Source organism: Williamsia sp. Y712 (assembly GCF_059445525.1).
On sequence record NZ_JCAIUN010000001.1, the window covers coordinates 2,231,642 to 2,258,538 of the forward strand.

23 protein-coding genes and 1 tRNA gene are annotated in these 26,897 nt (G+C 64.7%); 11 read left to right on the forward strand and 13 right to left on the reverse strand.

Annotation, left to right across the window (positions count from 1 at the left end; genetic code table 11):
- Positions 1 to 12 precede the first annotated feature (12 nt).
- Complete coding sequence (locus AC1D75_RS10130) at positions 13 to 816, reverse strand: VIT1/CCC1 transporter family protein (RefSeq protein WP_495515103.1); 804 nt, start codon at positions 814 to 816, stop codon at positions 13 to 15.
- A 39-nt stretch (positions 817 to 855) separates the two neighbouring features.
- Between AC1D75_RS10130 and AC1D75_RS10135 the strand changes: the two genes are divergently transcribed.
- The 3 genes from AC1D75_RS10135 to AC1D75_RS10145 all read left to right on the forward strand — a co-directional run bounded on the left by AC1D75_RS10135 (position 856) and on the right by AC1D75_RS10145 (position 4,033).
- Positions 856 to 1,641: a DsbA family protein gene (locus AC1D75_RS10135; protein ID WP_495515104.1), complete on the forward strand. Its 786-nt coding sequence runs from the start codon at positions 856 to 858 to the stop codon at positions 1,639 to 1,641.
- A gap of 123 nt (positions 1,642 to 1,764) precedes the next feature.
- Positions 1,765 to 1,837 (forward strand) — tRNA-Ala (locus AC1D75_RS10140).
- Positions 1,838 to 2,038: 201 nt separating this feature from the next.
- On the forward strand, positions 2,039 to 4,033 hold the full coding sequence (locus AC1D75_RS10145) for a hypothetical protein (RefSeq protein WP_495515105.1): 1,995 nt from the start codon (positions 2,039 to 2,041) through the stop codon (positions 4,031 to 4,033).
- 12 nt (positions 4,034 to 4,045) lie between these two features.
- Here the strand turns inward: AC1D75_RS10145 and AC1D75_RS10150 are convergent, their stop codons facing one another.
- From AC1D75_RS10150 to AC1D75_RS10170, 5 genes are all read right to left on the reverse strand, one after another.
- Positions 4,046 to 4,438 carry a cupin domain-containing protein gene (locus AC1D75_RS10150; RefSeq protein ID WP_495515106.1) on the reverse strand — a complete coding sequence of 131 codons (393 nt, stop codon included), beginning with the start codon at positions 4,436 to 4,438 and terminating at the stop codon, positions 4,046 to 4,048.
- Between the two features lie 110 nt (positions 4,439 to 4,548).
- Positions 4,549 to 5,604: a zinc-dependent alcohol dehydrogenase family protein gene (locus tag AC1D75_RS10155; protein WP_495515107.1), complete on the reverse strand. Its 1,056-nt coding sequence runs from the start codon at positions 5,602 to 5,604 to the stop codon at positions 4,549 to 4,551.
- A gap of 131 nt (positions 5,605 to 5,735) precedes the next feature.
- Positions 5,736 to 6,584 (reverse strand): SGNH/GDSL hydrolase family protein, encoded by an 849-nt coding sequence (locus tag AC1D75_RS10160; protein WP_495515108.1) that lies wholly within the window; start codon positions 6,582 to 6,584, stop codon positions 5,736 to 5,738.
- 344 nt (positions 6,585 to 6,928) lie between these two features.
- Positions 6,929 to 7,714: an SGNH/GDSL hydrolase family protein gene (locus AC1D75_RS10165; RefSeq protein WP_495515109.1), complete on the reverse strand. Its 786-nt coding sequence runs from the start codon at positions 7,712 to 7,714 to the stop codon at positions 6,929 to 6,931.
- 65 nt (positions 7,715 to 7,779) lie between these two features.
- Positions 7,780 to 9,555, reverse strand: coding sequence for an acyl-CoA dehydrogenase (locus tag AC1D75_RS10170; RefSeq protein ID WP_495515110.1), 1,776 nt, complete (start codon positions 9,553 to 9,555; stop codon positions 7,780 to 7,782).
- Between the two features lie 108 nt (positions 9,556 to 9,663).
- On the opposite strand from AC1D75_RS10170, the gene AC1D75_RS10175 reads away from it, so the two are divergent.
- The 5 genes from AC1D75_RS10175 to catC all read left to right on the forward strand — a co-directional run bounded on the left by AC1D75_RS10175 (position 9,664) and on the right by catC (position 14,488).
- Positions 9,664 to 10,248, forward strand: coding sequence for a TetR/AcrR family transcriptional regulator (locus AC1D75_RS10175; protein ID WP_495515111.1), 585 nt, complete (start codon positions 9,664 to 9,666; stop codon positions 10,246 to 10,248).
- 164 nt (positions 10,249 to 10,412) lie between these two features.
- The gene (locus AC1D75_RS10180; protein WP_495515112.1) at positions 10,413 to 11,972 is read left to right on the forward strand and encodes an adenylate/guanylate cyclase domain-containing protein; all 1,560 of its coding nucleotides are present in this window, start codon (positions 10,413 to 10,415) and stop codon (positions 11,970 to 11,972) included.
- A gap of 223 nt (positions 11,973 to 12,195) precedes the next feature.
- Positions 12,196 to 13,050, forward strand: coding sequence for a catechol 1,2-dioxygenase (catA, locus tag AC1D75_RS10185; protein WP_495515113.1), 855 nt, complete (start codon positions 12,196 to 12,198; stop codon positions 13,048 to 13,050).
- A 6-nt stretch (positions 13,051 to 13,056) separates the two neighbouring features.
- Positions 13,057 to 14,178, forward strand: a complete 1,122-nt coding sequence (locus AC1D75_RS10190; RefSeq protein WP_495515114.1) for a muconate/chloromuconate family cycloisomerase — start codon at positions 13,057 to 13,059, stop codon at positions 14,176 to 14,178.
- Positions 14,179 to 14,206: 28 nt separating this feature from the next.
- Positions 14,207 to 14,488 (forward strand): muconolactone Delta-isomerase, encoded by a 282-nt coding sequence (gene catC / locus AC1D75_RS10195; protein ID WP_495515115.1) that lies wholly within the window; start codon positions 14,207 to 14,209, stop codon positions 14,486 to 14,488.
- An 81-nt stretch (positions 14,489 to 14,569) separates the two neighbouring features.
- On the opposite strand, the gene AC1D75_RS10200 is transcribed toward catC, so the two are convergent.
- From AC1D75_RS10200 to AC1D75_RS10210, 3 genes are all read right to left on the reverse strand, one after another.
- A complete protein-coding gene (locus AC1D75_RS10200) occupies positions 14,570 to 15,541 on the reverse strand; it encodes a hypothetical protein (RefSeq protein WP_495515116.1) in 972 nt (323 codons plus the stop codon).
- Positions 15,542 to 15,679: 138 nt separating this feature from the next.
- The gene (locus tag AC1D75_RS10205) at positions 15,680 to 16,327 is read right to left on the reverse strand and encodes a CoA transferase subunit B (protein ID WP_495515117.1); all 648 of its coding nucleotides are present in this window, start codon (positions 16,325 to 16,327) and stop codon (positions 15,680 to 15,682) included.
- Complete coding sequence (locus AC1D75_RS10210) at positions 16,324 to 17,073, reverse strand: CoA transferase subunit A (protein ID WP_482135271.1); 750 nt, start codon at positions 17,071 to 17,073, stop codon at positions 16,324 to 16,326. Before AC1D75_RS10210 ends, AC1D75_RS10205 begins: the two co-directional genes overlap by 4 nt.
- Before the next feature lie 91 nt (positions 17,074 to 17,164).
- On the opposite strand from AC1D75_RS10210, the gene pcaD reads away from it, so the two are divergent.
- From pcaD to AC1D75_RS10225, 3 genes are all read left to right on the forward strand, one after another.
- Positions 17,165 to 17,914 carry a 3-oxoadipate enol-lactonase gene (gene pcaD / locus AC1D75_RS10215; RefSeq protein WP_495515118.1) on the forward strand — a complete coding sequence of 250 codons (750 nt, stop codon included), beginning with the start codon at positions 17,165 to 17,167 and terminating at the stop codon, positions 17,912 to 17,914.
- Positions 17,911 to 18,690: an IclR family transcriptional regulator domain-containing protein gene (locus AC1D75_RS10220; protein WP_495515119.1), complete on the forward strand. Its 780-nt coding sequence runs from the start codon at positions 17,911 to 17,913 to the stop codon at positions 18,688 to 18,690. Before pcaD ends, AC1D75_RS10220 begins: the two co-directional genes overlap by 4 nt.
- 97 nt (positions 18,691 to 18,787) lie before the next feature.
- Entirely contained in the window at positions 18,788 to 19,567 is a 780-nt protein-coding gene (locus tag AC1D75_RS10225; protein WP_495516037.1) for an IclR family transcriptional regulator domain-containing protein, read from the forward strand.
- 3 nt (positions 19,568 to 19,570) lie between these two features.
- On the opposite strand, the gene AC1D75_RS10230 is transcribed toward AC1D75_RS10225, so the two are convergent.
- From AC1D75_RS10230 to benA, 4 genes are read right to left on the reverse strand one after another with little or no spacing between them, the layout of a single operon-like run.
- On the reverse strand, positions 19,571 to 22,228 hold the full coding sequence (locus tag AC1D75_RS10230; RefSeq protein ID WP_495515120.1) for a helix-turn-helix transcriptional regulator: 2,658 nt from the start codon (positions 22,226 to 22,228) through the stop codon (positions 19,571 to 19,573).
- A gap of 41 nt (positions 22,229 to 22,269) precedes the next feature.
- Positions 22,270 to 24,924 (reverse strand): benzoate 1,2-dioxygenase electron transfer component BenC, encoded by a 2,655-nt coding sequence (benC, locus tag AC1D75_RS10235; protein ID WP_495515121.1) that lies wholly within the window; start codon positions 24,922 to 24,924, stop codon positions 22,270 to 22,272.
- A gap of 11 nt (positions 24,925 to 24,935) precedes the next feature.
- Positions 24,936 to 25,451 (reverse strand): benzoate 1,2-dioxygenase small subunit, encoded by a 516-nt coding sequence (gene benB / locus AC1D75_RS10240; protein ID WP_495515122.1) that lies wholly within the window; start codon positions 25,449 to 25,451, stop codon positions 24,936 to 24,938.
- The gene (gene benA, locus AC1D75_RS10245) at positions 25,448 to 26,833 is read right to left on the reverse strand and encodes a benzoate 1,2-dioxygenase large subunit (RefSeq protein WP_495515123.1); all 1,386 of its coding nucleotides are present in this window, start codon (positions 26,831 to 26,833) and stop codon (positions 25,448 to 25,450) included. Before benA ends, benB begins: the two co-directional genes overlap by 4 nt.
- Positions 26,834 to 26,897 lie beyond the last annotated feature (64 nt).

Sequence of the window (26,897 nt, forward strand, 5' to 3'; positions counted from 1 at the left end):
GGTGCCTCCGGATCAGCCGGATGCCGGGACTCCGATCAGATAGCCGACGAGATAGGTTGCAGCGGCGGCGATCACGCCGAAGGCCAGTTGTCGCAGCGCACCTTTCCAGATCGGCTGATTGGTGAACTGTGCGGCAATTCCACCCGCCAGGAGCAGTCCGATCGCGCCGACCACGAGGGCGGCGGTCAGTGACTCGAACCCCAGCAGGTAGGTGATCAGCGGGACTACCGCACCGACCGAGAACATCGCGAACGACGAGACGGCCGCGACAATCGGCGACGGCTTTTCCTCAGGGTCGACGCCGAGCTCGTGGGTCAAGTGCAGATACACGGCCCGCTCGGTGTCTTCGTGGACCTCGGTTGCGGCGGCTTGTGCGGTGTGCTCGCTCATCCCCATGTCGACAAACGTCTCGATCAGTTCGTTCAGTTCGGCTTCGGGGTGTTTGGCGAGCTCGCGGCGTTCGACCGCGACTTCGGCGTCGATCTGTTCGTTCTGGGTGGTCACCGAGGTGTATTCACCCAGCGCCATCGAGAAGGCGCCTGCCGCAAGGCCGGACACACCGCTGAGGATGATCGTGTGGCCCGAGGCTCCGGCCGCACCGACGCCCGCGACCAGGCTGATGTTGGTGACCAGGCCGTCCATCGCACCGAACGTGGCGGCGCGCAGGCGTCCGCCTGCGACGTTGGCATGGGTGTGAGTGGCCTCGCTGCGCCCGGATTGGGGCGGATGGGGTGGCTCATGCGGAGGTATACGCGGCGACACCTCGCGATCGTACGCCGGGCCATCGGCGGATCTGCTCAGATTGTTCTCAGGCATCGCTCGATACCCTGGTAGGCGATGCGCGTGTGTCGCGCGATGACTTCAGTCGGTGTGAATCGGTTCGGTGAGGACAAAGTGAGCAACAAGAAGAAGCAGTCGGTGCCCAAGGTGTCGAGCGGTAAATACCAGCCCCGTGCACAGTCGAGCACCACGACGTACATCTTGGCCGGACTGGCCGTGGTGGTCATCGCCGCCGTGGTGATCGGCGGGATCATCTGGAACAGCAATCGCGACAGCGGAACTGCGGACGTCAATGCCCTGGCCACCAGTGCCACCTTCACCGCGGGCGAGGCGACGGCGCCGACAAGCATCGATTTGTTCGAGGACTTCCAGTGCCCCGCCTGCCGCAATCTGGAGGAGTCGTCGGGTCCGGCGCTGACCGATGCGATCAACAGCGGCCAGCTGCAGGTCCGCTATCACATGCTGAATTTCCTGGACAAGCGATCCGGATCGGGTGACTACAGCTCGCGCGCCGCGGGTGCGATGAAGTGTGTGGCGGACGGTGAGGACCAGAACGTCCAGTTGGCCTTCCATTCGAAGCTCTTCCAGGAGCAGCCTGTCGAAGGTGACGTCGACCACGACAATCAGGCGTTGGCCGCTTACGCAAAGGACGTCGGCGCCAGTGAGGCAACGCAGCAGTGCATCGCAGACGGCGCTGAGGTGGCCGCTGCGCAGGCTTCTGCCAAGCAGTCGCAGGAAGAGCTGTCCGACGCACTCGGCGGCCAGGTGGGCACACCCAGCGTGCTCCGTGACGGCAAGCAGGTCACGGTCACCAGTGGACCGGAATGGGTCGAACAGCTGATCAGCTCCGACAACGGCTGAGCGGGTGAGGCCCGACCGGGTCCCGCCGACGAGCGGATTTGGTCGGGCTCACGCTGATGGTGTAATTTCGGTCGAGCAAGCAGAGCGGAGAAATTAACCGCAAAGCTTGCGAAAACCGAATACGGGGCTATGGCGCAGCTGGTAGCGCACCACACTGGCAGTGTGGGGGTCAGGGGTTCGAATCCCCTTAGCTCCACCGTTGAGGCAAGACCTACGATCCACCTACTCAAAGACGATTCGTCTGTAGGTGGATCGTTGTGTATGGGCAGGTTCTCGGCGAGAACATTGCCGGCAGTCTGGGACCGGGTGATAACACCGGTCACCTCGTCGCGCGGGGTTCGAGCGAACATTTGTGCGTTCACTCAATCGGATATCGCATTCTTGCAATACTGAGACGATGACTCGTCTCGCCGACGCCCGGGCGGCGTTGGCGTGCGAAGACTGGGTCGGTGCCCTGGCTCTGGTCGAGGGGGACGACTCGCCGGAAGCCGCTGAGCTCCTAGCGGTGGCGCATTATGGCAATGGTGAGTTCGAAGTCGCTGTGGCCGTGTGGGAATCGCTGTACGACCGGCAGCGGGCGGCGGACGACCACGAGTCCGCTGCCTGGGCCGCAGCGAATGTCGCGCTCCACCTCTTGGTCGACACCGGGCTGATGGCCCCGGTCCGCGGATGGGTGGCACGTGCCGACCACGAACTCGGCGATGCGGCCGAGTTGCCGGCGCACGCGTTGCTCGCGATGGTCCGAACCTACGAGCGGTTCATGTGCGGTGACCCCGAAGGGGCCCGGCTGCAAGCGGGTCGTGCGATGGAACTCGGTGCGCAACTGGGTGTTCCGTCGGCAACTGTTCTGGGTCAGGTCGCGACTGCACGCTTGATCATCAGCGACGGCAGAGTCGATGAGGGTCTCGCGGCGCTTGACGATGTGGCGCTACGGCTCATGTCCGGTGCCGTCGATCACTTCACCACTGGGATGCTCTACTGCGAGTTGGTGTGCGCCGCGCAGGGGTTGTTTGCCTACGATCGGGCACGCGAATGGACCGATGTCATGGAGCACTGGCGTCACGGGCATGCCTACGGCGGGCTCCATGGCCGGTGTCGTGTGCACCGCGCCGAACTCCTGCGCGTCAGTGGGCCGGGGCCTGCGGCAGAGCTCGAGGCCATGACCGCCTGTGACGAGTTGCGGCCATGGATGCGCCGTGAGTTCGGCTGGCCCCTGGTGGAACTCGGCAATATTCGGCTCCGACTGGGCGATCTCGACGGTGCGGAGGACGCGTTCATGCAAGCGCACCGGCGGGCTTGGCCGTCACTTCCAGGCATCGCTCTGTTGCGGATGGAACAGGGTGACCTGGCCACCGCGGCGAGGCTGATCGCCGACGCGGTCAGCAATCCGCCCGACCTGCCGTGGAAGGAACGTCCACCGTTCGGCGACCTGCGCCTGGTGCCACTACTCGACGCTCAGTCAGAGATCGCTGCCAGATGTGGTGACGCCGCGGCCGCCCGTGACGCCGCGGCGGATCTTCGCGGCATCGCAGCGCGATTCGCCAGTCCTGGCCTCGCGGCAGTCGCTGCTGTGGCCACTGCGCGGGCACATCTGCTGGCCGGCGACCCGGCGTCGGCCAGCACTGAGGCGACTGCGGCGGTGGTGCAATGGTGTGAGTTGGATGCGTCGTATGAGGCGGCCTCTGCCCGGGTGGTGCTGGGCTCTGCGTACGCCGCGGCCGACAACTCTGCGCGGAGTCGTCTGGACTGGCAGGCCGCACATGACGAGTTCATCTCGTTCGGCGCAGTACGCCGCGCCGCGGAGGTCGCCGCGCTCCTCGCCGACACAACTGCATCCCCGCTGCAGCCGACGTCGCTTGTCGCTTCGATGGCGCGGACGGGCGACCAGTGGCACTTCACCTTTCGCGCGATCGAGATCGTGCTGGCCGACCTCAAAGGTCTGCAGTACCTCGCAGTGCTGCTCGCCCGGCCGGGACACGAGGTGAAGGCACTCGACCTGTGCGGCGGACATGAGGTCGCCGACCCGATCCCGACCATTGATGAGCAGTCGCGCGCGGCGTATCGACGCAGACTCCACGAAGTGGATGAGGACATAGCGGAAGCGCAGGGCAACAACGACATCGCCCGTGCCGATCTCGCGAGCCGTGATCGCGAGTTCCTGCTCTCCGAACTCAGAGGTGCCGTTGGTCTCGGTGGCCGACTACGCGGCACCGGAGGTGCCGCCGAGCGTGCGCGGACCAGCGTCACCCGATCGCTGCGCTATGCGCTCGACCGACTCGCCGAGCACGATCAGGTGCTCGGGGAGCATCTCAAGCGAACCGTCCGGACGGGGAGCTGCTGCAGTTACGCTCCCGACCCGGTGGTCCCGATCACCTGGACCGTGACTCGCTGAACGGGTTGCGGGCTACGGCGTTGCACCCGTGAGCTTGGTGAGCATGTGGTCCATCACCGCACCGTGCTCGACCTGGGGACTGAACATCACCAGCTCGGTGTCCGTGACGACCCGAACGGAGTGCCCGGCCGGCCAGTGGTAGAGATCACCGCCGACACAGGTCTCGCTGGTGTTGTCGGTGAAGCTGACGACCAGCTCGCCCGAGATGATGTAGCCCCAGTGCGGGGCATGGCAGGCGTCGTTGTCCAGACCGTGCAACAGTGGCGCGATGTCGGTCCCGGCGCCGAGGCTGAAGTACTCCGCGCCGATTGCGCCGGACGTCGCTGTACCGAAGTCGGGCAACTGGCGGGCCCTGGCTCCGGGGACGTCGATCTTGACCGGGATGTCGTTTTTGGCGATGTGCATGGCGATGCTCCTGACCGTGTGGTTGATCCCTTTCACTCAGAAGGCGTGACAAGGCGTTGTCACAATGCGACAGTCCGATCGCATTTTTTGTTGTGGGCTGGGTGGTGGGCTCAGGCGGTCAGTACCACTTTCAGTGCTTTCGTCTCCGCGGCCCGGCCGAAGATGTCGTAAGCCTCGAGGATGTCGTTCAGTGCGAACGTGTGGGAGACAAACGGTGTCGCATCGAGCTTCTTCGAGGCGACCATCTTCAACAGTGTGTCGGTGGTGTTGGTGTTGACCAACCCCATCGAGATGGCGATATTCGAAATCCACAGGGTGTCGAGCGGGAGGTTCACCCCGGTGCCGTGCACGCCGACGTTGGCGACGGTGCCCGCCGGGCGCACGATGTCGAGGCACATCGTGAAGGTGGCAGGGATACCGACGGCTTCGATCGCGACGTCGACCCCGAGTCCGTCTGTGAGCGCGACGACCTGTTCTTTCCAGTCCCCGTCCGACGACACCACCCCGTCGGTTGCCCCGAACTTCTTCGCCTCGGCAACGCGATTGGCATCGAGGTCGATTGCGATGATCCGGGAGGGACCGTAGAGGCCTGCGGTGAGCATTGCAGCCAGGCCGACCGGGCCGGCGCCGACCACGGCCACCACGTCGCCGGGCTTCACCCGGCCGTACTGCACGCCGATCTCGTGGCCGGTGGGCAAGATGTCCGACAACAGCACGCCTTCGGCGGCGCTGACGCCGTCCGGCAGCTTGTACACCGAGGTCTCGGCGAACGGCACCCGGACGTATTCGGCCTGCGTTCCGTCGATGAGATGCCCGAAGATCCAGCCGATCCCCGGCGCCCCCTCGTCGGCCTGGCAGTGGGAGTACACACCGTTCTTGCAGAAGCTGCACCGTCCGCAGGCGCTCACGCACGACAGGATGACGCGGTCGCCCACGTTCAGTGTGGTCACCGCGTCGCCGATCTCGGTGATGGTGCCCACGCCTTCATGGCCGAGAATGCGTCCCTCGACGACCGCCGGCACGTCGCCCTTGAGAATGTGGAGGTCCGTGCCGCAAATCGTGGTCGTATCGATTTTCACGATGACATCGGTCGGGTGTTTGATTGTCGGGTTCGGGACGTCGTCCCACGATTTCTTGCCGGGTCCGTGATACACAAGCGCCTTCATCAGTGCCTCCTATGCGGTATCCGGTCCTCCCGTTGAGGGCTGGACACCCTTCATTGTTCGTCGGCAAAGGTGTCGTTCGCAGGGCCTTGGGAACTCTGGCAACCCGACCGGTCAGGGAAACTCGGGCGTACTCACATCGTCGAATCGAGTTGGGCGACGATCAGCCGGGCCATGTTCGACGATCCCAACGGTGTCGGGTGCCGGACCTGGGTCGCTGATCGGGGTGCGTTCCCTTCGAACCATCTCTTCGCCCCGGTGCACACGTCATGACCGACCGCTGCCGCCACGATGTCGACATGGGTCGCGGCGGCCCTCTGCGCGGCCGACGACAACACACCGTCGAATCGCTCGAAGAACCTGCCGACGAACGTCGAATCGGCGGCCGAGATGTTCGCCTGCGGCACGCACCCCCGCGGTCCGAAGTATCCGAAATAGCCGCCATGGCCAACGACGACAACGCGCGCCTTCGGCGACCGGCGGCTGATCTCGGTCAGTACTGCATCGAGCTTGGCCGGCAGCGCCGCAAGTTTCGTGTCGATCGCCGCGCCGACAGCGGCGCTCGTGCGGCAGCGTGCGTCTGCAATGGGCAACGACGGGAAACAGGATGAGATCAACCCCCACCAGTCGATGTCGTTGCCCCCGATCGACAGCGTGATGACTTTCGTGGTCTTCGACAGCGCATCGACTTGCGGCGGCAGCGGCCGAACCGCGAGCATCTGCTGCCCTTCGAGGACGTTGGCCGAGGTGGCGCCGATGCAGGCCACCGAGCGGTAAGTGAGGCCCATCACGGCGGCCACTTTCACCGGATATGCATCTGCGGTCCGGCCGCAATGGTCGCCGATCAGAACCGACATCCACGTCGGCGCGGCGGCGCGCGAGTCGCCGAGCGCCACGTAGTCGGGCCCTCGGGCATCGGCGGTTGCCACCCCCGTGCCGGCGATCATGAGCAACGTTGCGAGTACTACGACCAGGATCTTCACCGGCGGAGCGTATGGGTAGCCGATCTCGGTGAGAGCGCAAATCAGCAGCGCTCATATGAACGCGTGAGTGTTGATTTCGGGCCCGTGTCTCGGCGCCGTCACCCCGGGTGCATTTCGGACACTCGCGCTCAATTCAGGCGCTGGAGTTGAGTTCAGTTCGATGAGAGTGGCCAACCGTACCGACGTCGAGAGTGGGCGCCGTACCGACGTCGAGAAGATCCGTTCGATGGTCGATCATGTGGTCGCTACCGGTTCGAAGGCGGTGTCACCCACGCCATCGCCGAGAGCTACCGGGTGGGCGCTGAGTCTGATCTGGCCGGCAGGGCAACCTCGGGTTTGGTGAATCAGGGTGTGTTGGCACCTTCGCCGGACGAGTGGACGTCGGACGCGTTCACCCTCACCCAGGTGGGGTGTTTGGCGGCGCGATTGTCGCCAGAGGACCGGCCGCGCAGCCGTCTGATCGCCCACGGCGCCAGGTGGGAACGGACGAAGCGCATGTTCTCGATGACCCGTCGCTTGTCGGCGTCGGTGGGTCGGTCGGGGATCGGGATCGTGTGGACACCGAGCGAGCGAAGGATGTGGGCGGCGACCCGTTGATGTCCGATCGGGTTCAGGTGCAGACGATCGTCGGACCAATAGACCGCGCGGCGGATCTCGCTGTCGTGGAACATGTCCACAAACGTGATGCCTTCTGCGTGGGCAAGGGCGGCGACCTCGGTGGTGAGGTACTCGCCGCGTCCGCGGATCTTCTCGCGCATCGGCAGCCCATCGGACGGGTCGGCGCCGGCGAGCAGGACGACCTCGATCCCGGCATCGCGGCACCGCCGCACTGCGGTGCGGGTCAGTTCGATGAGGCCGGGGAGGTCGCTGCCGCGGCGCAGCATGTCGTTGCCGCCGCCGTTGAACGTGAGCAGCGTCGGCAGCGGGTCCATCGACAGCGCCGCGTCGATCTGGTCGGTGGCAATGGGCGCGAGCAGGCGACCTCTGATAGCGAGATTCGCGTAGTCGACGCTGCCGTGTTCCGCGGCAAGACCCGCTGCGACGAGATCTGCCCACCCGCGCGGGTTGACGCCGTCGGGTTCGTCGCCGACTCCCTCGGTGAAACTGTCTCCGACTGCAACGTAACGCATTGTGCTCCTGTAACTCTCGACTTCCCGGTGGCATCACCGGATTGACATCTGTGCCCGATCGCCCGTCAGAACCAGTCCGGCCGGGCATCGAGGGCGGTGCGGTCGAGCGCGGCGACCAGCGACAGCTGCGCGGCGGTCTTGGGCAGCTCGTAGCGGAAGAAGTATTGCGCCGCAGCGCGTTTGCCATCGTAGAAGTCGCCGGCCTTGGTATCGACCGCGAGTAGCTGTTCGAGCCACATCCAGGCGATGACGATGTGACCGGCGGCCTCGAGGTAGGCGGTTGCGTTGGCCAGCGCGAGTGCCGGATCGCCCGACGACCAGACGGTTGTGGTTGTGGTGACCAGCTGGTCAAGGGCGGTTCGAAGGTCTGCCGCGTACACGGCGGCGGCATCGTTGTCGGTGGCACGGCTGATGGTCTCGCCGATGGTCTCGGCGAGCTGGGTGAGTCCGGCGCCACCCTGCATGACGACCTTGCGGCCGAGGAGGTCGAGCCCGTGGATGCCGTGCGCACCTTCGTGGATCGGGTTCAGCCGGTTGTCGCGGTAGTACTGCTCGACGTCGAATTCTTTGGTGTAGCCGTAGCCGCCGAGGACCTGGATTGCCAGGCTGTTCGCCTCCAGGCACCACTGGGACGGCCAGCTCTTCGCGATCGGGGTCAGGACGTCGAGAAGAAGGCCGGCGCGATCCCGGTCGTCGCCGGTGCTGGTGGTCTGCTCGTCGACCAGTTTGCTGCAGTACAGGCCAAGCGCGAGAGCGCCTTCGACATAAGACTTTTGGGCCAGCAACATCCGCTTGACGTCGGCGTGCTCGATGATCGGGACGGGCCGCGACGCCGGATCCTTCTGGTCGACCGGTCGGCCCTGTGCGCGCACCTTGGCGTATTCGAGCGAGGCGAGATAGCCGGCGTAACCCAGTGAGGTGGCGAGGAAGCCGACCCCGATCCGGGCCTCGTTCATCATTTTGAACATATACGACAGGCCGCGGTGCTCCGCGCCGACGAGATAGCCCACTGCGCCCGATTCCGGTGTGGGAGAGTGTGTTCCGTCGCCGAAGTTCAGCAGGGCGTTCGTGGTCGCGCGGTTGCCCATCTTGTGGTTGAGGCCGACGAGCGCAACGTCGTTGCGGCTGCCATCGGCCAAGTATTTGGGCACGATGAACAGGGAGATCCCCTTGACCCCTTGGCCACCGCCGGGCGCTTTGGCAAGAACCAGGTGGACGATGTTCTCGGACAATTCGTGATCGCCTGCCGAGATCCACATCTTGGTCCCGGTGATCCGGTAGGAGCCGTCGGACATCGGTTCGGCCCTGGTCGTGATGTCGGCGAGCGACGATCCGGCCTGCGGTTCGGACAGGCACATCGTGCCGAAGAATCGGCCTTCGACCATGGGTCGCACCCAGGTGTCGATCTGGTCGGGGGAGCCGTATTCGGCGATGAGGTTCGCGTTGCCGACGGTGAGGAACGTGTACGACGACATCGCTGCGTTGGCGGCCTGGAACCACGCCATCGCCGCCCTGTTGACAACAGTGGGCAGCTGCATGCCGCCCAGTGATTCATCGAACGAGCCCGTCAGCAGTCCGGCCTTGACGAACTCGTCGATGCCGGCCCCGATCCCGTCGGGGAGCACGACCTTGCCGTCGTCCCCGATGAACGGTTCGTTCTGGTCACCGAGTTTGTTGACCGGGGCAAAGCGCTTGGTGGCGAGGTTTTCGCTGAGTTCGAGGATTGCGTCGAAGGTCTCCCGGGAATGCTCTGCGAACCGGTCACGGTTTGTCAGCTTCTCGACATCGAGCCATTCGTAGAGCATGAACTCGACGTCGCGACGGGACAGTGGGGCGGCCATGGGACTCCTTCAAACCAAGCGATCGCTTATTTACTAAGCGTTCGCTTATGATGCCCTCGACGGTGCGATCGGGTCAACCGGGCACGATCGGGGGAGCGAGGTCGCCAGATGGCTGTGACGAACACACGCGGCTCGGCTGCGGCGGAACGGATCCGTCAGGCGGCCATCGCCTCGTTCGCCGAGCTGGGCTACGCCGGCACGTCGACCCGTGAGATCGCCAAGCGCCTCGGCATGAGTCCGGCGGCGATGTACCCGCACTTCGGGTCGAAAGAAGAACTGCTGTACGCGATCTCGCTGGAGGGGCACCGCGGTGTGCTGGCCGCGTTGCGCGCGGTTGACGAGCCTGTTTTGTCTGACAGTGATCGGCTCCGGGCTGTGGTGGGCGAGTTCGCGCGATGGCAGGCCGAGCACCACGAACTGGCGAAGGTGGTGCAGTACGAACTGCACGAACTCACTCGCGAGCACTATCTGACGATCACTGCCATCCGCCGCGACACCTCGGAGGTACTCGCGGCGATCGTGCGCCGTGGTGTCGACTCGGGGGAGTTCACCGTCGCTGCTGCCGGCGATGCGGTCCTGGCGTTGTCGTCGTTGTGTGTCGATGTGTGCCGATGGTTCCCGACCCGGAGTCATCGCGATCCGGTGGCGCTGGGTGAGGCGTACGGCGATCTGGCTGTGCGGATGGTGCGTTAGGCGCTGTGGTCGTTCATGGTTTATCTACCTCCAATATTGGTGCTTCGCAACGCTTTTGAGTGCTTCGATAGGAATCGCGAAGGTTGTCGATACTCGTTCGATACTGGTGCCGAACCGGTTTCGTATCGTTGTCTGTAGCGTGTGGAGACCGTAGGATCAAGGCCGTGCCAGAAACCTCGTACGCGCCCTGCGGCGATCTGAGTCTGGCTTACCAGGTGTTCGGCGATGGACCCGTCGACCTCGTCTTTGTCGGGCCTTTCGTCAGCCATATCGAGCTGTTCTGGACTCTGCCCGAATTCAAGGCCTTCTTCGACCAACTCGCCACGTTCTGTCGCGTCCTACTGTTTGACAAGGCAGGGGTTGGGCTGTCGGATCCGGTGGCGAAAGTTCGTACATTGGATGATCGGGTGACGGAGATCGAGGCCGTCATGGACGCCGCCGGCTTCGGAAAGGCCGCCGTATTCGGTATGAGCGAGGGAGGCACGGCCTCCATCCTGTTCGCGGCAAAACGGCCAGAGCGAACACGGGCGTTGATCCTCTACGGCGCTTACCCGTTCATGGCAACCGGTTGGGACGACCTCGATCGAGATCCGGCGGAGGTGCGGAAGCGCTTCGTTGTCGACGCCGGTGAGGATTTATCCGGGACCGGTGCGGACTACCTTCCGTCGACCGAGCAGATCGTCCGCCTTCAAAAAATGGGACGCGCGACCCGCTCGGAGTGGGGCACCGGTGCGGCAGCCAAGTGCATGTTCCCGTCAGTCCGGTCGATACGCCAGCTCGCAATGTTCGAGCGGATGAGCGCAAGCCCCGGGATGGTGCGGGCAACGGCCGAAGCGGCTTTCCGGATCGATATCCGCACCATCCTGCCGACGATCACCGTGCCTTCCTTGGTCATTCATGCGCGCGAGGACTGTATGCCGGTGCAATGCGGCCGCTATCTCGCCGACCACATCCCGCAGGCGCGGTGGCTCGAAGTCGACGGCATGGACCACGCGCCCTGGATCACCGGTCCCGACAGGATCTTGGCCGCGATCGAGGAGTTCCTCACCGGTAGCCATGCCGCGCCTGCTCAATCCCATCGCGCGCTGCGCACCGTGTTGTTCACCGACATGGTTGCCTCGACCCGACACGCAGCGGCAGCGGGTGACGAGCGGTGGCGGGCGGTGCTGGCGCGCTTTGGTGAGATCACCGCCGCGGTCACCCAACGTTTCGGCGGCACGCTGGTCAAGAACACCGGCGACGGGCACCTCGCCACGTTCGACGGTCCAACGCAGGCAATTCGGTGTGCCGAGGCATTGCGTTCTGACGCCGAGACGCTGGGCATCGAGATCCGCGCGGGAATCCACACCGGCGAGTGCGAACTGCTCGACAACGACATCGGGGGACTCGCCGTACACATCGCGGCGCGGATCCTCGGCCAGGCCGGTGCCGGGGACATCCTCGTCTCGGGCACCGTCCGCGACCTGGTCGTCGGCTCGGGCACAGGCTTCGAGGACCGCGGCAGCGTCGAGTTGCGTGGCGTGCCCGGCATGTGGCAACTCCTGGCGGTCGATCGGCATGATGCGCGGAAGAGATCGGCCGAGGCCGCACTCGCGTCCGCCTCGACCCCCGGCCCTCGTCTCGCGATGCGCCGAACGGACCTGGCCGTGGGGATGATGGCGAGGCGGACACCGTGGATCCTTCGTGGGATGGCCCGCCTCGCCCCGACCACCCGTCGCAGCTGAACGCTTCCGAAGTCAGCGCGGTCGCAGGGATTCGCACACCGAGAAGTAGCGCAACGGCGCGGCCGTTGTTGCGGCCGGCGGGGCGGCATTTCGACATCCGGTGGGCGGTGTGGTCGGGGAGGTACTTGACAAGCCGGTGTGATTGGTCGCACAGTGTGAGTACGCAATGCGATCCAGACGTACGCAATGCGTACACACAAAGTCTGCGACCTGGGAGACCCTCATGACAACCACCGATTTCAACAGCCCGTCCGCGGTCGGTTCCGGCACCGCCGCCACCGACAAGTTCAAGAACGAGCGGGTCAGTGCCGACACCTCACCCGAGCGGGTTGCCGCGATCGCCAAGGATGCGCTGTCGGCCCTGCACAAAGTCATCCTCGACCACAACGTCACCTATCCCGAGTACCGCGTGCTCAAGCAATGGCTGATCGATGTCGGTGAGGGCGGCGAATGGCCCCTGTTCCTCGACGTCTTCATCGAGCACGCCGTCGAGGAGGTGCTGGCCCGCAGCCGCAAGGGCACCAAGGGCAGCATCGAGGGTCCCTACTACGTCGCGGATGCTCCGGAACTGCCCTCGGTCTGCACCCTGCCGATGCGTGATGTGGACCGCGAGCAGACGCTCCTGGTGTTCGGCGGTCAGGTCACTGATCTCGATGGCAAGGGCATCGACGGCGCGATCATCGAACTCTGGCACGCCGACGCAGACGGCTACTATTCGCAGTTCGCCGATCACCTGCCGCAGTGGAATCTGCGCGGCAAGATCATCACCGACGCCGAAGGACGCTACGAGATCACCACGATTCAGCCTGCGCCGTACCAGATTCCGACCGATGGGCCGACCGGTGCATTCGTCCTGGCCCAGAATGGTCACCCGTGGCGTCCGGCGCACCTGCACCTGATCGTCTCGGCCCCGGGCAAAGAGTCCGTCACCACCCAGCTCTACTTCGACGGCGGAGAATGGATCGACAGCGACGTCGCATCGGCCACCAAGCCCGAGTTGATCCTGTCGCCGACCCTCGGTGACGACGGCAAGAACCACGTCGACTACGACTTTGCGCTCGATCCGGCGGGAAAGTAGCGCCCAGTGCCTGATCTGAAGATTGTCGAGGTCGCAACCCGGATCATCGACGTCCCCCTGGTCCGCAGTCACAAATTCGCGACCACCTCGATGGACGCCCAGCCGATCCTGCTGGTGTCGATCAAGACCGACGGCGGTGTGGTCGGCCACGGCGAAGGTGTTGTCCCGGGCGGTCCGTGGTGGGGCGGTGAATCGGTCGAGACCATGCAGGTCATCGTCGAGAAGTACATCACCCCGATTCTGTTGGGCCGCACCGTCGATGACCTGACCAAGATCATGCTCGACATCGAGCGGGTGGTGGCGAATGCACGGTTCGCCAAAGCCTCGGTCGAGATCGCGTTGCACGATGCATGGGCGCGGTGTCTCGGGGTTCCGGTCCACACACTGCTCGGCGGTGCCTTCCGCAACAGTGTCGACGTGACCTGGGCGCTCGGTGCCGCGCCCGTCGCCGAGATCGTCGAGGAGGCCACGGAAAAGCTCGACACCCGAATGCATTTCAGCTTCAAGTTGAAAATGGGCGCACTCGAACCAGAGGTCGACACCCGGCGGATCCTCGACATCGTCGACGGGCTCGGCGGACGAGCCGGCGTGCGCGTCGACGTGAACGCTCGCTGGGATCGGTTCACCGCCTTGAAGTATCTGCCGCGCCTGGCCGACGGCGGTGTCGAACTCATCGAGCAGCCGACGCCGGGGGAGCAGATCGACGTGCTCGCCGAACTGAATCATCTTCTGCCGATACCGATCATGGCCGACGAGAGCGTCAGTACGCCGCATGACGCACTCGAAGTGGTCCGGCTCGGTGCCGCCGACGTCATCGCCATCAAGACCACCAAGTGTGGAGGCCTGGCGCGCAGCCGCGAAATCGCTGCCATCGCCAAGGCTGCCGGCATCGCCTGCCACGGGGCGACGTCAATCGAAGGACCGATCGGAACCGCGGCATCGATCCACTTCGCCTGCAGTGAGCCAGGCATCAACTTCGGGACCGAACTTTTCGGGCCGTTGCTCTTCGCCGTTGACATCCTGCAGGAACCGTTGCGATACGGCGACGGCCAGGTCCGGTTGCCGGAAGGCCCGGGGCTCGGTGTGGAACTCGATATGGACATGGTCGACAAACTGACCAGGGACTGATCAGCAAAAATCCGAAAGGTACACAGCAATGGCACTTTTCCATGTACGCATGGACGTCGACATCCCCCGCGACCTCGATCCCGAGGTCCGGGCGCAGACACTCGCCAAAGAGAAGGCGTACTCGCAGGATCTGCAGCGTCAGGGCAAGTGGGTACACATCTGGCGGATCGCCGGAAAGTACAGCAACGTCAGCATCTTTGACGTCGAGACCCCGGACGAACTCCACGACCTGCTGTGGAACCTTCCGCTGTTCCCATACATGACCGTCGACGTCACGGCACTCGCCAAACATCCGTCGTCGATCAAATAAACTGCGCCACAAACCCACCCATTCCAGCCATTTCCACACGTTGCAACGTGTGGAAATGGCTGGAATGGGTGGATTTGTTCGTCAGATGACGTCGGCGATGGTGAGTATCTTGCGGATCCGGGCCCGCAGCTGCTCAGGGTTCCGGAAGTCATCCCACACCCACCGGATGACCAGCAGGCCTTCCTCCCGTAGCCGGTCCTCGCGGCGCTTCTCCCTGATCACCGCATCCGCCACCGATTCGCCGGGGCGTCTGTGTTTCTCGTACTTGACACGCCCGTCGAACTCTCCGACCACCTTTCCGTCCCAGTCGAAGTCGACGCGGGCGACCAACCGTCCCTCGGCGTCTCGATACTCGGTCTGCAGAGCTGGAACCGGTATCTCACACCACTCGATCATCAGTGCCCGACTCAGGGATTCGCCCACCGACTCGGCATCCCCATCCGCAACCTCGAGCGAGCGCCGAAGTGTCGCGATCCCTGTCGTCTTCCCCGCTCGGTCGGCGATCGACCGCAACTCGGCATGGGAGACACCAAGGCGTAATGCGTGATCAAGGACGACTACCGCCTGGGCAAAGGTGCCCTGGCGAGCTATGTCGCAGGCAGTCAGTGCAAGCTTGGTCAGGAGCACGCCGTCGACCACTGTGACGTCCGAGAGTGTCAGCGGTCCTTCGTGGAGGTGCAGTTGCCGCGTGCGGCGTCCACCCGCCTTCACATAGAAGTGAACACGATCTTGTTCAGGTGCAAGCACGTTCAACCTGTGAATCGCCGCCGCGGAGGTGTGGCTCACCACGCGCTCCTTCGACCGTCCGGCAATTGCGATGACGAGTTGGCGATACTTCTCGTCATACGACGAGTTCGCCGCGTCGGTAGCGATGGTTGTCGGGCGGTAGACACCGCGGGTGATGCGCTCCAGTGAGCCATGCCGGTGTGCGCGCCGAAGTTCGGGATCGCCACGATCTCCGGTACGGACCTGATCGCTGCGTCGGATCAAGCCGTCCGGGCTGGGTGTGAAGTCCATGTGTGGATCTTCGGCAACGGCGACAGTGCGACGCACGCCGAGAATCGTCTTAGCGCAGCGTCTGTGGATGGATGAGCCAACTGTGGACCACCCACAAACCCACCCGCTCCAGTCATTTCCACACGTTGCAACGTGTGGAAATGACTGGAGCGGGTGGGTTTGTGGGTGCATAGGTCAGGCGGGGACGTCGGCGTCGACGAGGATGGTCGTGCCGGTTTTTGCCTGGAGTTCGTCGTAGGTCACGTCGGGGGCGAGTTCGACCAGGCGCAAACCGGCATTGGTGACGTCCAGGACCGCGAGATCGGTGATGATCCTTTGGACGCAGGCTTTTCCGGTCAGGGGTAGGTCGCAGGTGTCGAGGATCTTCGGGGCACCTTTGCGCGTGAGGTGGTCCATCATCACGATGACCTTGCGGGCTCCATGGACCAGATCCATCGCGCCGCCCATCCCTTTGACCATTTGTCCGGGGACCATCCAGTTCGCCAGATCGCCACCGGCGCTGACCTGCATGGCGCCGAGGACCGCGACATCGACGTGTCCGCCGCGGATCATCGCGAACGAATCGGCCGAGTCGAAGTAGGAGGCGCCGGGGTTCACGGTGATGGTCTCTTTGCCTGCGTTGATCAGTTCGGGGTCGACCTCTTCTTCGGTGGGATACGGTCCGACGCCGAGAACCCCGTTTTCTGAATGCAATTCGACGGAGATGTCCGGCGGGAGATAGCTCGGGACGAGGGTGGGCATACCGATGCCGAGATTGACGTATTGACCGTCTTCGAGTTCAGCGGCCACGCGGGCGGCCATCTGTGGGCGTGTCCAGCTCATGCTCGTACCGTCCTGTTCTCTATGCCCACCTCGACCTTGCCGACGTGCACCACGCGTTGGACGTGGATACCCGGGACATGTACCTGATCTGGGTCGATGTCCCCGGGCTCGACAAGCTCTTCGACCTGGGCGATGGTGATTCGCCCGGCGGTCGCGGCAGGCGGATTGAAGTTGCGTGCGCTGCGACGGAAGACGAGATTGCCGTGGCGATCGCCCTTCCATGCGTGCACAAGTGCGTAGTCGGTGACGATGCCCCGCTCGAGGACGTAGGTTTCACCGTCGAAGACGCGGGTTTCCTTGGGTGGACTGGCCAGGAGGACGCCCCCCGATCCGTCGTACCGCAATGGCAGTCCGCCTTCGGCGACCGCAGTGCCGACACCGGCCGGGGTGAAGAACGCGGAGATGCCCGCACCGCCGGCGCGCAGGCGCTCGGCAAGCGTGCCCTGCGGGGTCAGTTCGACCTCGAGTTCGCCGGACAGATATTGCCGGGCGAACTCCTCGTTGGACCCGACGTAGGACGAGATCGTTCGCCGGATGCGGTGGTCATTGAGGAGTAGGCCGAGTCCGAATCCGTTGGTGCCGCAGTTGTTGCTCACCGTTTCGAGGTTGGTTGCGCCCTGTTCGAGCAGGGCTTTGATGAGGACCTCGGGCACACCTACCAGGCCGAAGCCGCCGACGGCGAGTGATGCGCCGTCGGGGATGTCGCTGACTGCTTGGGCTGGGGTGCTGATGACTTTGTCGAGCATATGGACACCGTAGCGCTTGTACGCATATAGTACAAGTGTACGAATAGCGTACAACGAAAGGATGATGATGCCTGTTCGGTTAGGTCATGTCGTGAGCGGTACCGGCGACGCAGAGCAGACGGTTGTATTACTGGGTTCCCTCGGTTCGAACAGGTCGATGTGGGATCCGCAGCGAGAGGCCTTGGCGGGTGCCGGGTGTCGGGCCATCGCCCTCGATCACCGTGGACACGGAACCTCGCCGACGCCGACGGGACCGTACCGCGTCTCCGACCTGGCCGATGACGTGATCGCCACCCTGGACGAACTGGGTGTCAACGACTTTCACGCCGTGGGACTCTCGCTAGGCGGTGCCGTTGCGCAACAACTCGCCATTTCCTATCGGGCCCGCGTGAAGACTTTGGCGTTGCTCTGCACCGCGGCCAAGTTCGGTGAGTCCGACGCCTGGTTCGAGCGCGCGGCGACCGTCCGTGCACAGGGCGCCGCATCCATCGCCGAGGCCGTTGTCGGGCGTTGGTTCACGAGTGATCTGGCAGCCGCTGATCCCGCGCTGGTACAGATGGCACTGAAGATGGTGCAGGGCACCGACAGTGAGGGCTATGCGGCCTGCTGCGAGGCGTTGGCGCACTGGGATTCTCGCGATGAACTCACAGAGATCACCGCGCCGACGCTGGCGATCGCCGGAGCCCAGGATCCCTCGACACCACCGGCGACACTTCAGATTCTGGTCGACGGGATCGAAGGATCCCGGCTCGAAATCCTCGATCCCGGAGCGCATCTGGTGAATCGAGAGCAGCCCGCCGCGGTATCGGCGCTTCTTCGCGACCACATTTTGCGATCATGACTGCCGGCTCCGGTGATCATGTCCAGTCACTTGCCCGCGGGCTGGCGGTGATCCGTGCGTTCGATGCCGAGCATCCCCGGCAAAGCGTCAGCGAGGTCGCGGCGTCCACCGGGCTGTCGCGGCCAGCTGCCCGACGGTTCCTTCTGACCCTTGCCGATCTCGGGTACGTGCGGTCTGACGGCACTGCTTTCTGGCTCACCCCGCGCGTACTGGACCTCGGTTACAGCTATTTGTCCAGCCTGTCGCTGCCGGAGGTCGCCGGACCCCATCTCGAAGCGCTGACCGCCGCGGTGCACGAATCGGCATCGGTGTCGATACTCGACGGCGACGACATCGTCTACGTCGCGCGTGTGCCGGTGAGCCGGATCATGGCGGTGTCCATCACGATCGGTACCCGATTCCCGGCATACGCGACGTCGATGGGGCGGGTTCTGCTCGCGGGTCTGGAACCGTCGGACCTCGACGATTACCTCGAGCGGGTGTCGCCGGTCGCCCTGACCGAACGCACCAAGCTCACGACCACCGAACTGCGGGACGAGATCGAGCGGGTCCGGCACGACGGGTTCTGCATCGTCGACGAGGAACTCGAATTGGGTCTGCGTTCGCTGGCGGCACCGATTCATGGGCGTGACGGCTCGGTGATCGCTGCGGTGAACATGTCCACCCAGTCCGCGCGGTACAGCCTCGACGCTGTGCGCGACGACCTGCTTCCCGAACTGCTGAAGACCGCGGCGGCCATCACGGCCGACGTGGCCCGTGCAGCATCCGCACGCTGATCGACAACAGGCGAATCCGCCACCTGACGGCCCACAGTCTGCCCGCAATGCGTACGGTGGATCCCGCGGACAACCAGGAGGGACACCTGTGACCGAGATCGGTGTGGACAGAGATCGGGACTACATCCAGAGCATCGAGCGCGGCTTTGCCGTGCTCCTGGCTTTCGATGCCGATCGGCCGAACCCGACCCTGGCCGAATTGGCCACTGCCACCGAGCTTTCCCGGCCTGCGGTGCGCAGAATCCTGCTGACCCTGCAGCGCCTGGGTTACGTCGCCGGAAGCGGCGGGCGGTGGTCCCTGACCCCCCGCGTGCTGAGCATCGGGCAGCATTACACCGCATCGCACTCGCTCGCGGACACCGCGATGCCCCACCTGCTGCGAATCGCGGAGACAACCCATGAGTCGGCATCGTTGGGTGTGCTCGACGGTCTCGACGTGGTTTACGCGGCGCGTGTCCCGGTCCGTCGGATCATGAGCATCAATGTGTCGGTCGGGACGCGAATCCCGGCGTACGCCACGTCCATGGGCCGGGTTCTGCTGGCCTGGGCATCGCCTGCCGCTGTGGAGGCCCTCATCGAACAGATCGATTTCGGGCAACGGTTGACGGAGTCGACGATCGCTTCCGGCGCCGACCTCGAACGCGAGCTCGACAACGTCCGGACGCGCGGATACGCGCTGACCGAGCAGGAACTCGAAGTGGGGTTGATCTCGCTCGCGGCACCGGTGCGAGATGCCGGCGGAACGGTGGTCGGTGCGCTGGCCTGTTCGACGTCATCGGCGCGATCGACTGCCGAATCCTTTGCGGCACAGACTGCTGACTTCCTCGTCGAGGTCGCGGCCGATCTGAGTGCGGATCTGGGCAGCAGGCAGCGCTGAGGGTTAGTGGTACCGATTGGCGAGCTCGACGCGCGACCGCAGGCCGAGCTTCGAGTAGATGCGGGTGAGATGGTATTGCACCGTCTTGGGTGAGACGTAGAGCTCTGCAGCCACTTCTTTGTTCGTAAGCCCTTGGGAAACAAGCTTTATGACCGCGTCTTCCTGGGGTGTCAGGTCGGCGTCCGCGCGCGAGAGGGTGGCGTTCACGCCCCCGGCCCGCAGTTCCCGGTCGCAGCGTTCGGAGTATGTTGTTGCACCCAATGAGGCGTAGATGTCGCGCGCTGCGGACAGGAGTGGGTCGGCTGACCGTCGCTTACCTGCCCGGCGCAAGGTCTGGCCGTAGGCAAAATTGACGCGCGCCAAGTCATAGCGCAGCGGTAGGCCGTCCAGCAACGACAATGCCTTCTCGAACGACCGCCGGGCCCCTGGCAGATCGCCCGACGCTCCGAGAAGTCGCCCGCGTGCGTATCCGAGTCGGGCCAGTGTCGACCGGTGACCGGTCTTGCCTGCGAGTTCTTCCTGTGTGTCCAACAGGAATTGGGCGGCGGCGAGTTGTCCGTCTATCACCAGGGCGTTGGCCAGAACATCGGCCCACGGCCAGAAGCCGGGCTGTTCGAGCGCGGTTCCCGGCGCCATGGCACGGACCGGATCCAGTGCGCGGATCACGGCTACGTAGTCGGCGGTCGCCTCGGCGATCTGGGCCCGGGCGATCAGGGCCGGTGCCCGCATGATCTCGTAATCCCGCGTGACGGACTCGGCGGCGTGCAGGGCATCGTGCGCGTGGTCCCAGGATCCTCGCAACACATGGACCTGGACCGCGGTCCATTCCAGAAGCGGTGTGGCCAGAACGATTCCGCTCGTATCAGCCAACCGGCGACCATCGGCAACGGTGCTCAGCGCCTGGTCCCAATCGCCGGTGAGGAACTGCAACCGGGCCAACCAGCCGTAGGCCCACATCGAGATTCGCGCGGAACCGCCCATATGGGCGGTGGCAACGGCGGTTTCGAGATTGGTACGGGCGCCGTCGATGTCGTCGTTGGCAAGTTGGAGCCAGCCTCGGCCGAGACTGACACGCTGCGCCTGGACGCCGGGGTGCACGCGCCGTGCCAGGCCGCGATAGGCATCGTTGGCCAGATCAGGCCGGCCTGCCGACGCGAGACCCAGGCCGCGGATCGCTTCCGCCTCGATGGCGGCGGGGGAGTCGGGCTGCGCCAAAGCCAGTGCCCGGTCGACCCATTCGACCACGTCATGACCACGGCAGCGACTCAACGAATGCAGGACGTGGCGCTGGGCGATGAGTGCTGCCGCCTCGGGGTCGGTGCTGCTGTCGACGATGTCCCACGCCCGCTGCATCCGGATTTCGGCTTCGGCGGCGCGGCCGCGAACGATCGCGAGATAGGCGAGCACCGCATTGCCCAGTGCTGTCTCGGGCATTGCCTCGATCTCGGGGACCAGCGAGAGTGCTGCCGCGGTATGGCCCGCTGCCACCAGCGAATCCGCGGTGCGGGTCAGACGGTCTTCGCGCGACGACTTGTCGGTCGAGAGGCGACTGGCCGCCCGGAAGAGCTCGGCAGCTTCCGACCAGGCGCCCGCCGTGCCGCGTTGGCGAGCCAAGACCTCGGCCTCCGCGGCCAGCTCCTGATCGGTGGTGGCGGTGGCGGTGACGCGGTGGATCAGGCTGCGGACCGGATCGTCGATGATGTCGGCGGCCCGCAGGTGGGTGCGTCCCCCCGAGGCGGCACCCATGATGTCGAGGACCGCGACCCGGGTGAGCCGATCTCGGAGCACGGCGCCATAGGAATGCCGGATTTCGGGTGCGTCGACGAGCAGTCCCGCGGCTTTGCCCTCGTCGATGGCGGTCAACGGTGAGGGCGAATCGGCACGTGTCACAGCCTCGGTGAACGAACCGGAATCCCCGAGGATGGCCAATGCCTCGATCAGCGACCGCCCCTCCGGCCCGCACCGGCCGAGCTGTGCACGCACACGCGACACCACGCGCGCCGGTGCGGGTAGCGCTGTGCCCGGATGGGTCCAGACCCCCGCCGGGAGTTCATCGAGCAGCTCCGAGACATGCCGTGGGTTGCCACCGGTGTGCTCGGTCAGCTCCGTGAGCATCGCCGGATGGATCTCTGTGGCCCGGCGACGCGCGAGCTCATCGACGGCGGCGGCGTCGAGGCCGTCGAGCACCACGATGTCGGAGGCGAGCGCGGCCGCCTGCGATGCCGGGTCGGTGATGGTCAGGACCACCAGCAGCGGGATGCTGCGATGATGGCGAACCGCAGTTGCCAAGGCCTGCAAAGACAGTGCATCGGATTGCTCGGCGTCATCGATGATCACCAGGCGTGGTCCGGTGGAATCAGTTGCAGCCGAGGCGTACTCGGCGATCCGCGCGGCGGCGTCGAGAGCGTTGCCTGGCAGGTCTTGCCGGAAGAGTTGGTGGAGAACTGCGCCGGCGCTTGCGGACTCCCACGGCGCGGTGGCGGCCGACCACACCGATCCGTCGTGTGCGTCGGCAAGGGCTTGCACGAATGTGGTCTTCCCGATGCCTTCTTCTCCACACACTGCGACGATCCACGCGCCGTCGGTGGCGGTCGCTGCGAGTCGTGCAGCGATCGCCCCGAGTTCACGGTCCCGCCCGACACAGACCGTCGTAGACCTCATCGATCCATTCTAGGACCGGGTCGACCTATGTCCGGGGAGATTCACCCACGGTCTCCGCCCGCGACCGGGAGGATCGTCCCGGTGATGTACGACGCCTCGTCGGAGGCCAGGAAGCAGATGGCCGCGGACTGTTCCTCGAGGGTGCCGTACCGCTTCATGAGCGATGATCCGATCGTCTGATCAACATGAGCTTGTTGCCATGCGCGTTGGGTCTCATCCACCGGCAGCGGTGTGCCCCGCGAGATGCGCCGCGGGGGAGCCTCGGTGCCACCGGGTGCGGTCGCCACCACGCGGATACCGGCGTCGGCGTACTCCATCGCCAGGGAGGCGGTGATGGCATTGATCCCGCCTTTGGCCGCCGAATACGGGATGCGGTTGATACCGCGCGTGGCGGCGGAGGAGACGTTGACGATGACGCCACTGCCGCGGTCGACCATCGTCGGCAGGGCTGCGCGGCATGTGTACAGGGTGGTGAGCAGCGAGCGGTCGATCTCGGCGCGGATCTCGGCGTCGGTGAACTCGATGAACGGTTTGAAGTTGATGGCGCCGCCGACATTGTTGATCAGGACGTCGACCTGGCCGAACGCCGACAGGGCCTGGTGGACAACGCTGTCCGCACCTTCCCAGTGCTCCAGATCCGCGGTGACCGCGATGGCGGTGGTCCCGCCCGCGGTCAACTCGTCGGCGAGGTCTTTGACGAGTTCGGACCGGTCGACGAGGACGAGTTCACCGCCCTCGGCACTGATGCGGCGTGCGGTGTGCTCGCCGATACCCTGCGCGGCGCCGGTGACGACCACAACCTTCCCGGTGAATCTGCCGGGCGTGACGAAGCGTGGCGCGCGGGCCGCTCGGGTATCGGCCATGGCTCTGCGCATCGTCTGCTTGGATCTGTCGGCATGGGCGATGATCAGCGATCGTGCGGTGTCGCGGTCGCCGGTCTCGAAGGCGGCAACGATGTCCATGTGGTCCTGAGCGCACAGTGGATGGCACCAGGTTGCGTTGCGCAAGACCTCGCTCATCCGGCCTTTGACCCCCAGCGCCGTGTAGGCCTGCAGCAGGTGTTCGTTACCTGTCAGGGTGAACAGATAGTCGTGAAACGCGGCGTTGGTCTCGGTGTATTCGGCCGCGTCGACGAAGTGATCATCTGCCACGTGCAGCAGTGTGGACTCGGCGAGCAACCGGTACCCGGCCAGCTGCCTGGTGCTCAAGCGGCCCAAGGTGACCTCGAGCGCGCCGAGTTCCAGAGCCGAACGCGCCTCGAAGATCGCATCGGACTCGTATACGGCCGGATGATCCTCGCCGATCTGGTACCCGCCGGTGCCCACGGTGACCGGGCTCGTCACCGGCACACGCGGGGCCGTCGTGACCGCCGCCCGGACGGATTCGGGCTCGGCCGCGTCCGTACCGAAGACCGGGGTGTGGGGTTCGGTCACGGGTTCGGCGGGGAACATGATCTGCGCGGCGATCTGCCGCGGCGCGGTGCCCTCGTCGATCACCTCGACCGGCGTCGGCCAGGGTTCGATCTGCGCGGCAGGCAACATCGTCTGTGCGGCGATGGCACGTGCCTCCGGTGCCGGGATCAGTTCCTCATCGGAGTTCGGTTCCTCGGCCGGTGATTCAGTGGCCGCGGGTGTGGTGGCGGCCGGTACCGCGAGTGCGAACTTCTCGTAGTAGAAGCCGGTCGGTTCGATCCCGGCGTCCTTGACGTGGACTCGCACCGACTCGACCATCGGCGGTGGACCGCAGAGGTAGAGCGCGACATCTCCGTCGTAGAGATGTTGCGGTGCAATGAGACTCGTGACGTACCCCTTGTTGGGCGCGGCGCTGGTCGGATCGGTCACGCAGTGGTCCCAGGTGAATCCATCGAGCCGGGTGGCCAGTGCGTCGAGTGACGCGGTCTCCACCAGGTCGTTGTCGGTGCCGACACCGTAGATCAGGTGAATCTTGCGGGTGCTGCCCTCGGTGTCGAGCTTGCGCAGCATGGACAGGATCGGTGCCAGTCCGGTACCGCCGGCCAGAAGTAGTACGGGACGGTCGCTTTCGCGGAGGAAGAACGAACCGTGAGGCCCGGTGAAGGTGAGGGTGTCGCCGATTGCCGCCCGGTCGGCGAGGTAGTCCGACATCGCGCCGCCAGGGTTGAGTTTGACCAGGAAGCTCAGCCGCTCATCGCCAGGGTCGTTGCTGAATGAGTAACTGCGAGTGACGTCGGTGCCGGGCACCGAGATGTTGACGTACTGCCCGGGCAGGAAGGCCAGTGCGGGCCGATTGGCGATCTCCACCGCGAACCGCACCGTGGTCGGTGAGAGGTGTTCGAGTTCGACGAGTGTGCCGGTGTAGGTCGCCGCCTCGGTCTTGGCGATCGCGGAGGTGGCGGCGATCTGGAGCACCAGGTTCGACCGTGGTTTCATGCTGCACGGCAGTGCGTACCCGGCTGCGGCTTCGTCTTGCGACAGGGCGTCGTCGATGTAGGTTCCACCGTCGTAGTCGCCGGACTCGCAGAGCGCCTTGCACGTGCCGCAGGCCCCGTCGCGGCAGTCCAGCGGAATGTTGATGCGCTGACGGTACGAGGCGTCGGCCACCGTCTGGTCTTCCCGGCAGGTGATGAAACGGGTGACGCCGTCCTCGAACGACAGCGCGATCTGGTGGTCGAGCTCAGGGGCGGCCGCCGAAGTGGGCGCCTGTTCGGTGGTTGTCATATCCGGATCCTCTAGAAGTGGTAGACGTCGACGACGTGGTGGATGTAGTCGTTCTTCAGCACCACGGTCTTGCGCCGGATCAGGGGTTGCTCTCGGGAGAAGTCGATCGTGTAGAACGAGGTGCCGTAGTACGGATCGACGGTCTTGTACCGGAAATACATGGTGTGCCAATTGAATCGAACATCAACCAGATCCCCGCGCCGTTCGATGACCTCGACGTTGCTGATGTTGTGGCTGGTTCGGGGTTCGGGAAGCGATGTGGCAGAGGAACGTTCGGTTCTGATGCGGAACACCCGATCCTCGAGACCGCCCTTGTTGCCGTAGTAGATCAGCGAGATGTCGCGCTGTGGATCCTCCACCAGACGATCGTTGTCGTCCCAGGCGGGCATCCAGTAGACGACGTCGTCGGCATAGCAGTCCAGCCACTTCTCGAACTCGCGGTCGTCGAGGTATCGCGCTTCTCGATAGAGGAACTGCTCGATGATGTTCTGCGTGATCAGGGCAGTGCCGGTTTCGGTTGTGGTCATCGGTTCGCTCCGGTCTCGGTCTGCTCTTCTGCGGTCAATGCCGTGCGCATGGTGTCGAGCCAGTACCCGTGCTGGACCGGGTAGAGGCCTTCGTCCTCGTTCTTGACACCCGCCGAGATGATGTTCTCCATCCCGAGGGAGATGGCGACGTCGTCGGGACCGGTACGCCAATGCTGTGCACCGCGGCTCATGTCGTTCCAGGGAGCGGCCTGTGCCCGGAACGTGAGCTGGCAGGACCGGAACTCTTCGAGGTCGTCTGGGGTTGCCATGCCAGAGGCGTTGAAGAAGTCTTCGTATTGCCGGATCCGGTGTGCACGGGCCTCATCGCTTTCGCCCTTGGGCGCGATGCAGTAGATCGTGACCTCGGTCTTGTCCGGAGCGATCGGCCGGAAGTGGCGGATCTGCGTGGAGAACTGGTCCATCAGATACACGTTCGGATAGAGGCACAGGTTGCGTGAACCCTTGACCATGAACTCGCCCTTGGCATCTCCGAACTCTTCCTTGAGCTCATCGAGCTTGTCCCAGAGCGGTCGGTCCTGCGGATTGCCTGCCCAGGTCCACAGGCACAGATGGCCGTTCGGATACGACCAGTATCCGCCGCCGGTCTTACCCCAACTGCCGGCGTCCAGTGCCTTGGTGTCGTTCTTCGACTCGCCGGTTCCGCGGCGCGATGTGGTCGCGGCGTAATTCCAGTGGGTCGCGGTCACGTGATAACCGTCGGCGCCGTTCTCCGCCTGCACCTTCCAGTTGCCGTCGTAGGTGTACGTCGAGCTACCCCTCAATACCTCGAGACCCTGTGGGGACTGGTCGACGAGCATGTCGATGACGGTCGTGGTGTCACCGAGATGCTCACGGAGCGGCAGCACGTCGGCGCTCAGACTGCCGAACAGGAATCCCCGGTAGCTGTCGAACCGGGCGACCCGGGTCATGTTGTGAGAACCGTTGACGTTGAACGACTCCGGATATCCGGCTCCTTCGGGATCCTTGACCTTGAGCAGTGTTCCGTCGTTGCGGAACGTCCAACCGTGGAACGGGCAGGTCAAGGTGGTTCGGTTGTCGGTCTTGCGCCGACAGATCATGGCACCGCGGTGGGCGCAGGCGTTCACCAGGCAGTGCAACTCACCCTGCTTGTCCCGGGTGATGACCACCGGTTGTCGACCGATGTTCGTCGTGAAATAGTCACCGGGATTCGCGACCTGACTCTCGTGGGCCAGATAGATCCAGTTGCCCTCGAAGATGTGCTTCATCTCGAGTTCGAAGATGTCCTCGTCGGTGAAGATGCGTCGATTGGTACGGAATATCCCGGCGTCGGGATCGTCGATCACCGCATTGGCGAGGACATCCGCCACGTGGCCGTGTTCGTTGGTTGTCGGTGCGCTCATCAGTGCCTCCAGGTGTGAGTTCTCCTGACACCGTCACACGAAGTGGCCTACATCACACTAGGCA

Excerpts from the sequence above, each read along its gene's own strand:
- catC (WP_495515115.1), top strand. The coding sequence starts at position 14,207 with ATGGCACTTTTCCATGTACGCATGGACGTCGACATCCCCCGCGACCTC.
- AC1D75_RS10230 (WP_495515120.1), bottom strand. The coding sequence starts at position 22,228 with ATGAGGTCTACGACGGTCTGTGTCGGGCGGGACCGTGAACTCGGGGCG.
- benC (WP_495515121.1), bottom strand. The coding sequence starts at position 24,924 with ATGACAACCACCGAACAGGCGCCCACTTCGGCGGCCGCCCCTGAGCTC.
- AC1D75_RS10150 (WP_495515106.1), bottom strand. The coding sequence starts at position 4,438 with ATGCACATCGCCAAAAACGACATCCCGGTCAAGATCGACGTCCCCGGA.
- AC1D75_RS10205 (WP_495515117.1), bottom strand. The coding sequence starts at position 16,327 with ATGAGCTGGACACGCCCACAGATGGCCGCCCGCGTGGCCGCTGAACTC.
- AC1D75_RS10210 (WP_482135271.1), bottom strand. The coding sequence starts at position 17,073 with ATGCTCGACAAAGTCATCAGCACCCCAGCCCAAGCAGTCAGCGACATC.
- AC1D75_RS10170 (WP_495515110.1), bottom strand. The coding sequence starts at position 9,555 with ATGGCCGCCCCACTGTCCCGTCGCGACGTCGAGTTCATGCTCTACGAA.
- AC1D75_RS10175 (WP_495515111.1), top strand. The coding sequence starts at position 9,664 with ATGGCTGTGACGAACACACGCGGCTCGGCTGCGGCGGAACGGATCCGT.
- benB (WP_495515122.1), bottom strand. The coding sequence starts at position 25,451 with ATGACCACAACCGAAACCGGCACTGCCCTGATCACGCAGAACATCATC.
- benA (WP_495515123.1), bottom strand. The coding sequence starts at position 26,833 with ATGAGCGCACCGACAACCAACGAACACGGCCACGTGGCGGATGTCCTC.
- AC1D75_RS10220 (WP_495515119.1), top strand. The coding sequence starts at position 17,911 with ATGACTGCCGGCTCCGGTGATCATGTCCAGTCACTTGCCCGCGGGCTG.
- AC1D75_RS10155 (WP_495515107.1), bottom strand. The coding sequence starts at position 5,604 with ATGAAGGCGCTTGTGTATCACGGACCCGGCAAGAAATCGTGGGACGAC.
- AC1D75_RS10130 (WP_495515103.1), bottom strand. The coding sequence starts at position 816 with ATGCCTGAGAACAATCTGAGCAGATCCGCCGATGGCCCGGCGTACGAT.
- AC1D75_RS10135 (WP_495515104.1), top strand. The coding sequence starts at position 856 with ATGACTTCAGTCGGTGTGAATCGGTTCGGTGAGGACAAAGTGAGCAAC.
- AC1D75_RS10165 (WP_495515109.1), bottom strand. The coding sequence starts at position 7,714 with ATGCGTTACGTTGCAGTCGGAGACAGTTTCACCGAGGGAGTCGGCGAC.
- catA (WP_495515113.1), top strand. The coding sequence starts at position 12,196 with ATGACAACCACCGATTTCAACAGCCCGTCCGCGGTCGGTTCCGGCACC.
- AC1D75_RS10145 (WP_495515105.1), top strand. The coding sequence starts at position 2,039 with ATGACTCGTCTCGCCGACGCCCGGGCGGCGTTGGCGTGCGAAGACTGG.